Below are 9591 nucleotides of genomic sequence, written 5' to 3'. Positions count from 1 at the left end.
CATAGTCAGTTAAGATACAGATATAGACATCACCGATAGCGTCTCGTTTGATAGTGCAACGCTTTGGGTTGCCATACACGTCACGGGATTTGAAATACTGATAGATACGTTTACCTATTTTGATACAGTTGTCCGGTAACAGTTTCCAACCAGCTTGAAGCAATGTGAATGATTTGTATTTATGACGGGGCTTGAAGCGAGGACGACCCCATGCTTTGCCTTGCGCCCTCGCTTCAAACATTGCCCGGTAGCCTTTGTCGATTCGCGATGCCACGTCTTGAATGGCTTGGCTTGGTAGTTGATTCCAATGGGCAAACTGCGGCAACCGTTTCAGCTTAGAGATGTGATTGATTAGTCTAAACTTGCTGATATACTTGCCGTAAATCGCATGGTAACGACGCTGAAGCGTGACGCAATGATTCCACACTTGGGCGTGTCCGTCTATCGTTTTATGCAACTCACGATTGCCGTGATTACTATACAACTTAAACTTGTAGGTTTTCATTATTTCGCCCGCAAAGTCAAACTTTTTTCACGAATTAACACGGTTGGGCGGGCTACATCCCCTCAGATACCAACAACGTTACGCTATAGTTCTAGGCTCAATTCACCTGATACAGTCGCGTGATATTCCGGGTATTTGAAGGGGGCTTGCCCGCAAGATTGATAAAACTGCAAATCTCCGTTGTCAACTGCAGCGTTGGGTTAGAATCTAATCAGTTCTGTTTTTCAGCTTTATTGTTTCGTTATCAAAGTCAAACTCTTCTTGTATTTCTGTCTGTTCCTCGCCATACAATTTCTGAACTGATTCCTCAAAGTTGTCAATTAAGGGGTCATGGTGATTAAGAAACCATTTCTTATGATTATCGAGATATTCTTGTCTGACTTTTTTTGTGTTCAAATCTAAGGGAATACGTTCCATTCGGGGGTCTATGCTATCAAACCCTGTGAATTCACTATTCAGGCGTTCCTCGATCATTTTAACGTATTCTGGATTTAATTCGATACCGACGCAATTTCTGTTTAATTGCTGGCATACTCTTAAAGTGGTACCACTACCTGAGAACAGATCTAAGACCATATCTCCTTCATCGGACGATGCAAGTACCATCCTTTCGATTAAGCCTTCTGGCTTCTGAGTCGGGTGATCTTGTCTATTTTCGTTGCAATAATGCACGTGAGAAAATTGCCACACATCTCCTGGGTTTGCCCCTCTCATGTTGTTGCGCTCGCGGTAGTATTTCTGAGGCACTCTTATATTGTCTATATTGAACTTGAACGTTTTGCCTTTGGTGAACATTAGAATGTCGTCATGTCTCGGAGAGAACCCCTTTGTCCTTCCCATCCCTTGTGTGTAGTGCCAACAAATCCAATTGTTGAAACACATCTGGAGTTCACGGTCAAGTATATCGTACAAATAGGAAATGAATCGAAAACCCATAAACACATAAATTGTTCCCGTTGGCTTAAGAATTCTGTAAGCCTCTTTTAACCAGAGTGTTGAAAACTTGAGGTATTCGTCAAAGTCCTTCCGGTCGTAGTTATTGCCGTATTCTTTGCCTAAGTTATACGGTGGATCAGCAATAATAAGATCTACCGATTTACTAGGGATATGAGGGAGTTGTTTCAGAGCGTCTCCTTCAATAATTTGTAAATTACTCATTCCTGTTACCTCGGTTGAACAGTGGCCTAACTCTTTTCTACATCCTATCACAATTACGCGGTGTTTGGATCAACGAGAAACGCTGCGTAAAATAGCATGGGCAACGCGTTAAGTTACCGTTTGAGCATTTCCTCACGATGCCAGGCCAACGCATCTGGAGCCGGATAAAGTTGATCGTGTTCAGGCAACAGTATGGATTTGTCCTGAAGTTCTGTCAACAGCCACTCTGTAGGTCGCTGATCAGACATGAGCGGCGAAACAAGTACCTGATAGGTTTTACTCAAGGAGAGTAACCCCTTATCAAAACTCCAATGGTGCAATTTGCAAAGCGAGATCCCATTCCTGACATCGTCATTCTTTGAAATGTGAAACGGAATGATATGAGCGGCGTCAATCGCGCTTTCTCCATCCATTGTAACGATACGCAGCCGACAGACAGCACAAGTATAATCATACAGTCCCATAATCGCCTGCCGGAAACCTGCACTACGAATTGACGATTCTTCTGGGATTGATGCCGTCGATTTTTCAAATAAAAAGGGATGTTCAACTTCGCTGATTAGCGACTGTTCATACTCTGTAATCTGTTTTTCTTCTGCAATAAGCCCTTCGATTTCTTGTTTGAACTCTATAAGATAGACGTAGATAAGAGTCTGACGGATTATCTCTCGATTACTGGCATCGGTAAATAAAACAAAGAAGTCATCATCCAAACTCACGTATGCGATAACTTCACGGAGGCGAGAAATCGCTGTAATTCGATCAGCAACGTCTAACACCTTTTCGTATCCAGCGTTCGGGTGGAGGTGCCAGAATCCATCACTTTTTAAGTGGAAAAATGGCAGGGCGATATTAGGTTTCCGATCCGTTATTTTTGACCAATATTTAATGAAGGTCTCTGCCAAGTCTGGGGAGAGGGAAATTGTGTTTTCTTGAATCTGCCCTCGCTCAATCAGTTCAATAACAGCTAACAGCAGGAGCGGCTTGTGAGGAGCGATTCCGTGTGCCCTGTCTACCCGCAAGCGTTCCATCTTTTGGACATATTTTTCTAGGGTATCGGTGGACATCTTTTTCGTATCCTACCACAATCATTCAGAGTTAATCAGCTGCAAAGCCGCTGGACATTTAATTCTCAAGACAAACGGGTTGGCAGGTCACGAACCGCCTCAATGATCCGATCCTCCAGATCATCGGCATCGCTGTCCGGCACACGGTTGTGTCTATCCATCCAAGCGATGTTTTCGGTAACGCTCTCCACAGCCGGCGTCTCCGGCTGAAATTCGGGGATGTCTCTGGCGAGTTTCGCACCGGTATAGATCTGTGTATGACCGAAGTTTCCGCTTAACCCTCTGAACCGTTCCGGCGAAATGGCGATGAGCGTTTCTTGGGAAACATGCACGATTTCGGCTTCGACGTCCAACGCCTGGGCGACGGTATGGTGCCATTCGTCCCATGTCCGTGCCTGTGGGTGGACGATGTTGTAAACTTGACCGAGGCATTCGGACCTGCCGAGTGCTTCTGCAAATCCGACCCCTGCGTCCCGCGATGCGAGAAATTGGAAATAGTTCAGTCCATCTCCTGCTGAGAGGATCGGCTTGCCTTTACGCAGGCGGTCGATCCAACTCCCGTCGCCCCCCACCTGTCGATGCACCTCCATTCCGGGACCGTGCGTGTAGGACGGCTTGAAGATTGTCACAGGAAAACCGTCTTCGGCATGGGCATCCAAGAGTAGTTGGTCCGCAGCGATTTTGCCGCGCCCGTATTCAGATGTGCCATTCAGCGGCGCGGTTTCAGGGATGTTGACACCGCTAAACGGAAACGGCGGCCCGTAGGTCATCACCGTTGAACAGTGGACGAATCCGTCCACCCGTCCACGAAACGCTCGTAGGGCAGAGGCGGCATCGTCAGCGTTATAAGAGATCATGTCGATGACGGCGTCGAACTTCTCAGCGTGCATCCTGCTCTCAAAAGCGTCGCGATCCTGCCTATCTCCGTGAATGACTTGTATATCCGGTGGGGGTGTATCTGGGTGCTGCCCACGATTGAACATCACCACCTCGTGATTCCGCTTGCGCAGCGCTGCGACAATGCCACGGCTGATATTTCCGGTGCCACCAAGAATCAATACTTTCATATTTGGACGCCCTTTCCCTATTGCGGTTAAACAGATGGTACAGATGACACGGAGAAAACGGGAAAACGAGAAAACGAGACGCAAAGAAAAAACTTTGCGTTCTTGTGCCTTAGCAACTTTGCGTTTCACTCGCGCAGATTCGTGGAAAAATCTGTTTCAACCTGTAATCAACGTCTCTCTGGAATTTCGGGCCAGTTGTGTTCCGGGCGGTAGCCGAGTTCTTGAGTGGTCTGCTTCCAATCAAATCGGGAATCCTCGCGCCCCGCGACCACGTGGTAAGAACCGTACATCACGTCTTGGGTTTCGATTGCTAGCTCAACCGCCTGTGCAACGTCGCGTGGGTCAACATACACGAACCACGGTTCGGTTGAATCTTCAGGGACTTGAGGACCGGGGTTATGTCCATCACCGGCGATGACACCGGGACGCAGGTGGATAACGCTCAGTCCGTGCGCTTGATAGTAAGCCTCTCCAACTTGTTCGCCCAGATATTTTGCGAGGGCGTAGTATAGTCCACCCGAATTGAACTGAAACGGTGCACCGACACGGTAGGGTAGCTCAGCCCCCGGAAGCGGACTGCAGGCGGAGATACTTGAAATATTGACGAGCCTTTGCACTCCACCCGTTGCGCAGGCTTCGGCGACGTTCCACGTTCCCTTGACCATCACATCGGCGAATAGCCACGCCGGTTTGTCGAAACGCTCCCGCACCAACGCCACGAGATGGACAACGGCATCATGTCCTTCACAAATCGTTTCAATCTCCTCATAGTTCATTAGATCCGCTTGGACGAAGGGAAGATCTTTGAAATCCGGCTTCGGCTCAATCCGATCGGTGAGCGTGAGTTCATATTTGGACCGGAGGCGTTCGATGATAAAACCGGCGAGATACCCCGCCGCACCGGTGATGAGGATTTTCCTGATTTTCATGCGTTAGTTTTCTCCTATCCGATAGGATTGGGATTTGAATCAACCTTTACAAAGCCCCCGGTGTCTTGACTTCTGATAGCTGCCTCTATTAACGCAAGGGTGTGCATCGCGTCTCCAAAGTCCGATCTGATCAATGAGCGGTCACCTGTTTCGATAGCACGAAGCCACGCGTGGATCTTATCGAGACCGATGCTATTTTCAGCGGGCACCGGTTCACTAAAGTCGTTTCCATGCAAATGGCCGACGATTCGGTCGCCGTTTCGACCTCCCCGGGCGTCTGCTCGAAGGCGTAACTGCGGACCGATGACCTCTAGCTCGAAACCGTTTCCTTTCGTGCCGCAGTGGTTTATGTGTGTACCGAAGACACCGTTTTCGAGTTCGTACATCATCTGGATAGCGTTTTCAGCGTCAAACTCGGCTCGATCCAGTGCCATATTCTTGGCACCGATTGCGTGTGCCTGAACCGGCTTGACGTTCCCCATGACAAAGCGAGCACAATCGAGGATATGGATTGCTTGCTCGGCGAGGGGGCCTCCGCTGATTTGGCGCTGCAAAAACCACGGTGACATCCGAAATGTGAGGTAATACTCGACTGTACAAACTGTGTGAACGAGATGCACCGTTTCATCAGCCAACAACTCTCTGAGTCTCTCGTAGATTGAGCCGTAGCGTAGTTGAAAGCTGACCGCAGCGATAACCTCAGCATCCTCAATATGCGCAAGGCATGCACGTCCATCAGCCATATTTAAGGCGGGCGGTTTTTCAATCATCAGGTGGATACCGCGTTCACAAGCCCTCCGCACCGGCTCAAGACGCACAGGGGGTGGTGTGGTGATGATTAATCCATCCATCTCAGCATCAAAGAACCGCTCAAGGTCATCCGTGACGATTTTCGCGCCTGCCCTCGTCCCAAGTTCCTGTGCTGCCGGTAGATGTATATCGTGAACTGCGACAACTTGTGCGCCGTAATCAGCAATTCTACCTTCATGGCGATTTCCCATCACTCCGGCACCGATAATTCCAATTTTTAGCATGTCTCCTCCTTGTACCTCACACCAAGGGAAATCCTTCTTACTTGTAGAGCTAATTAGTTTTCGGTTTTCTTCCTGTCTGAGTAGGAAGTCGCAATCAGGAATGTCGGGATTCGGAGATCCCTCCTACAGGAGAACCAAATGACTCTATTCTTACTTGGAAATGTGTTGATTCTTACAACCACCCCGCAACTGCCCAGATCACACTTGCTCGCCTGAAGGTTGCATCCTTGAGGGCATCGACTCCTGAAATCGGATGTCCTCCGTATTTACGCTCATACGCTTCATGGATCTGGCGTTCAAAACCCGTCATTTCCTGAATTGGCAAAGTTATCCACGCACTCCCGCGTCGGGCGCTCTCCCGAATTGCGATCCACAACTCCAGATCCCGTCGGGCGTTGATGGAGCCGTATGCAGGCTCAATATCCTCCGTCACGGCGCGATACATACTGTGGAGGATGCTCGCTTTGGCAACGTCGTCCGACGCGGAGATCTTGTACTTTGCAAACGGATTTGACCATATAATTGGCGGGGAGGTCTCTATCCGCACATGGTCTAACACCTGTTCGCCGTCAACTTCTGTATAGACATCCTCAATTTGGTAACTCCCACCACCGTTGTAAAGGGTCAACTGATCCCCGGAGAGATGTCCCTCTGTACCTTCAATCTCCCAATGGCTGCTACGCGCTCCCGGCGGTGGCATCTCGTAGAGGCAGGTGATTCCTCCCGGAAACTCAATGATGCCTGACTCCCACCACCGTGTCTTCATCGCTTCGTCACCGTAGCCGGTGTAGGGCTGTGTCGGGACTTCGGCTGCATATCCCAAAGCACGTATCGGCTCGCAGCCGAGGATCATGCGGATCGCGTTGATGCCGTGATAGCTGCCCGATGCGTACCAGAGTCGCGCATGTCGTATCTGTCCAAGGGTTCCCTCCCGGACAATCTTCTGTTTCAACTGCTCATGGGGCCAGTGCCAGACATTTTCGGCGATTTCGTATTTGACACCGTTCTGCCGGCACGTCTCCGTGATAGCGTCTGCAATTGGCAGCGAGATAGCGATGGGTATTTCGGTGATGACGTTGATCCGGTGCTTGGCGACCGTCATCGCCATGACGTTGAGCGAATCGGTTGGTGTCAAACAGAAGACCACGTCTGGCTTTTCGGATTGAAGCATCTCCTCGACATCTGTGTATTGCGCTGGGATGTCGTAGGTCTCGGCTGCGGCACGACACGCCTCGGCATTTCTGTCGCAGATGGCGCAGAATGTGTAGAGGTCTGTCAGTTGCTTGATGACCGCTTGATAGCCGCGTGAGCGGGAGGTCTCGTAAGCCCCTGCACCAATTACAGCAATTCGTAAAGGGTTCATCGGTATCTCCTCCGAATGCGTGAAAGCATAAGTTATACTGAGATTTCAATTTATGAATTACACAGGCTATCGTTGCGTGTTCTACCTCTGCGACAGCGTTTGGACCAACCACGGCAACGATTGTTCCCCCGAAAAGAGGTGTCCGGCCTCAAATTCTTGCAAGATGATCTGGTCACCGGCATTCGCAGCGCGGTAGATCTCCTGTGCCATCTCAAAGGCGGGGTGTACCGGGCGACTCACGTCCTCCGTTCCCCACTCTACAAAGATTGGGCGCGGTGCGATAAGCCCCGCAATGTCGGGCATTTCACATAGATCACCGATGCCTTTTGGGTGGTGGCAGATACAGTGTCCAAACCATGACGTTTGTGCGAAGGTTGTAAAATAGCCACTTAATACCGCTGCTTGAACCCGTTCATCTAGTGCGGCATGAACGATGCCAAGCCAGCACCCGCCGGATAACCCTGCAATTCCGATTCGATTCTGATCCACCTCTGGCAGGCTTTGAAGGTAGTCCACGCCCCGCATCAGGTCGTAGACCCGATAGCCTGTCAGATCGTATCCGAGATAGTTCAGGCGTCGCCAGAGGAAATCACAACCGCCCGACGGGTGAGCGCGTTCTCCCATCCCAGCGTTATCAGGACACAACGTGATAACGCCTTGCTCCACGAGATCACGACCATAAGGGGCACCGAACTGTCCATCACCGGAGATGACGTTCTCTTTGCCGCCCGGCACATGTCCGTGGATACAGAGGATAGCCGGTGCTTTCGCTGTTACGCCTTTGGGGATTGACAGATAGGCGGGAACCGGAGCGTCCTCTCGTGAGTGGTAGATCACTTTGTGGATCGTTATCTTGTCATGCGATTCGGTGGAAACGATTCGCGGATTTAGAGGAAACGCTTCGTCCGGGAAGGGTCCAAGCTGCTCTCGCAATTCAGGAAGCAGTTGGGTTCGCCAATCCTGCCACGCATTATCGGTATCCCCGTCGAACGATAAACGGGGTTTATGATTTACAAAATCGTGATCGAGGAACTCTGCCGATGAAAATTGTATTTCAGATGATGGAGGCATGTTTTAGCTCTCCTGTTGCTGGGTTCTGTTGACACTTGACAAATTGGATCCTTCTTCGTTCCGAGACTATTTTGGGCAGGCACAAGACCTGCCCCTACATTTATTCCGCCTCCTTAGAGGCATGGTTGTTCTATTGTGGATCGGTTTTCCGAAATTGACAATCTTGTGTCGAGATATGAATCTCGACCTACAAGGCAATCAGAGGTTCCAGAGATAAGAGACTTTGAACACAACGACCCTATCGCCTAACTGTAATTCTCCTTCATTGGTTTGCCAATCCTCATTATACGCAAGGAAGATATGGCTTTTGGGGCTATATTCCCAACCGAAGAGGGTGCTGACCAGATAGTTTTCTTCGGTCTCGATCCGACCAAAAGTGGTGCGTTCACGCCCGGCTTGCGTAAACACTCTGAGAAATAGATCTCGTGTAAACAGATAGGTGACGCGCAGAGAACTTGTGAAATAGCGTCCATCAATGACATCACCCTGCGTCAAACTCAGGGCGTACCCACTTTCAAGGTCAATGGTAAAATTGCTCTGCGGGCGGATAGTGGTTGAGAGGAAAAGCTGCCGTTGCTTCCCTACCGCCTGCCGTGAGAAATTGAAGTAATTTCCTATTCCCCCATCCAAGCCGACCGAAACGGGTCGCGAAGTGTTCGTTAGGAGAGAAAATTCGTATCCATCTGTCGTGAATACCTCCGTCAGTTCGACCTCTCGACTGCGTCCATAAAATATACCAATTGATTGCCAGAAGGACTCGGTGGGTCTCCAGTCCGCGAAAGTTCTAAAGTTCCAACTGATTGCATCCTCATCGAATTCTGGTGAAAGGATCAGGCTCGGATTGTCCCATTTCCACTCGTCAACATATGTATCGGTAAACAGGTTCTGCGAAACCCTGCCACTGACACCGAAGGAAGCACGATGCGGTCCGAACCGAGGAATATAGGTCCCCATGAAATTCATCTGCTGCCAACCTCGATATCTCTCTTTGCGGAGGAATCCTGTCTGATTTGCTTCAAATAGCGGATCGATTCGTTCTAGTCGCACTCTGGTGTTCCAGAGGTAATTGCTTTGAGCAAGTTCGAGGAGGTATGCCTTATTCTTTGTGTTTTCGTTCTCTGGATTTTCACCGGGGTTAAAACTCATCGCGTATTGTCCCGACAACCGATAGGTTTTAAGAAAGAATAGGTCTGTATCGAATCCGCCCACTCGACCGTAGCCATCTTCCTCCCCAAGACGCTCTTTGTTGGCGAAGATCAGTCCAACGCTGGAGCGTTCTAGGATATCCTTCTTCAATCGGACCGTCGAATATAACGCCTCCTCCTTGGATTCTGATTCTTGACCAATTTCCAGTGCCCCGAAGCTGCCCGTTTGGCTGCCGAGGATACCGAGGGAAT

General features: G+C 49.7%; 9 protein-coding genes. All 9 read right to left on the bottom strand.

Going from position 1 to position 9591, the window contains the following annotated elements:
• On the bottom strand, window positions 1-505 hold a 505-nt coding region (locus tag J4G02_16585), incomplete at its 3' end, for a hypothetical protein (GenBank protein MCE2396174.1).
• Window positions 506-712: 207 nt separating this feature from the next.
• Window positions 713-1663, bottom strand: coding sequence for a site-specific DNA-methyltransferase (locus J4G02_16580; protein ID MCE2396173.1), 951 nt, complete (start codon window positions 1661-1663; stop codon window positions 713-715).
• A gap of 113 nt (window positions 1664-1776) precedes the next feature.
• Window positions 1777-2730 (bottom strand): HNH endonuclease, encoded by a 954-nt coding sequence (locus tag J4G02_16575; protein ID MCE2396172.1) that lies wholly within the window; start codon window positions 2728-2730, stop codon window positions 1777-1779.
• 65 nt (window positions 2731-2795) lie between these two features.
• Window positions 2796-3797, bottom strand: a complete 1002-nt coding sequence (locus J4G02_16570; protein ID MCE2396171.1) for an NAD-dependent epimerase/dehydratase family protein — start codon at window positions 3795-3797, stop codon at window positions 2796-2798.
• 167 nt (window positions 3798-3964) lie between these two features.
• Entirely contained in the window at window positions 3965-4726 is a 762-nt protein-coding gene (locus tag J4G02_16565) for an NAD(P)-dependent oxidoreductase (GenBank protein ID MCE2396170.1), read from the bottom strand.
• A 14-nt stretch (window positions 4727-4740) separates the two neighbouring features.
• A complete protein-coding gene (locus tag J4G02_16560; GenBank protein MCE2396169.1) occupies window positions 4741-5760 on the bottom strand; it encodes a Gfo/Idh/MocA family oxidoreductase in 1020 nt (339 codons plus the stop codon).
• A 172-nt stretch (window positions 5761-5932) separates the two neighbouring features.
• Window positions 5933-7123, bottom strand: coding sequence for a Gfo/Idh/MocA family oxidoreductase (locus J4G02_16555; protein ID MCE2396168.1), 1191 nt, complete (start codon window positions 7121-7123; stop codon window positions 5933-5935).
• 81 nt (window positions 7124-7204) lie between these two features.
• A complete protein-coding gene (locus J4G02_16550; GenBank protein ID MCE2396167.1) occupies window positions 7205-8194 on the bottom strand; it encodes an acetylxylan esterase in 990 nt (329 codons plus the stop codon).
• 198 nt (window positions 8195-8392) lie between these two features.
• Window positions 8393-9591 (bottom strand): hypothetical protein (locus tag J4G02_16545; GenBank protein MCE2396166.1); only part of this gene is annotated, 1199 nt, incomplete at its 5' end.

This window comes from Candidatus Poribacteria bacterium (genome assembly GCA_021295755.1).
Lineage (GTDB): Bacteria > Poribacteria > WGA-4E > WGA-4E > PCPOR2b > PCPOR2b.
Note: the sequence above shows the minus strand (reverse complement) of the source record. Positions and strands in the feature narration are given on the sequence as shown.

Coding starts and splice junctions, on each gene's coding strand:
- J4G02_16555 (MCE2396168.1), bottom strand. CDS start 7,123: ATGAACCCTTTACGAATTGCTGTAATTGGTGCAGGGGCTTACGAGACC.
- J4G02_16575 (MCE2396172.1), bottom strand. CDS start 2,730: ATGTCCACCGATACCCTAGAAAAATATGTCCAAAAGATGGAACGCTTG.
- J4G02_16565 (MCE2396170.1), bottom strand. CDS start 4,726: ATGAAAATCAGGAAAATCCTCATCACCGGTGCGGCGGGGTATCTCGCC.
- J4G02_16560 (MCE2396169.1), bottom strand. CDS start 5,760: ATGCTAAAAATTGGAATTATCGGTGCCGGAGTGATGGGAAATCGCCAT.
- J4G02_16550 (MCE2396167.1), bottom strand. CDS start 8,194: ATGCCTCCATCATCTGAAATACAATTTTCATCGGCAGAGTTCCTCGAT.
- J4G02_16570 (MCE2396171.1), bottom strand. CDS start 3,797: ATGAAAGTATTGATTCTTGGTGGCACCGGAAATATCAGCCGTGGCATT.
- J4G02_16580 (MCE2396173.1), bottom strand. CDS start 1,663: ATGAGTAATTTACAAATTATTGAAGGAGACGCTCTGAAACAACTCCCT.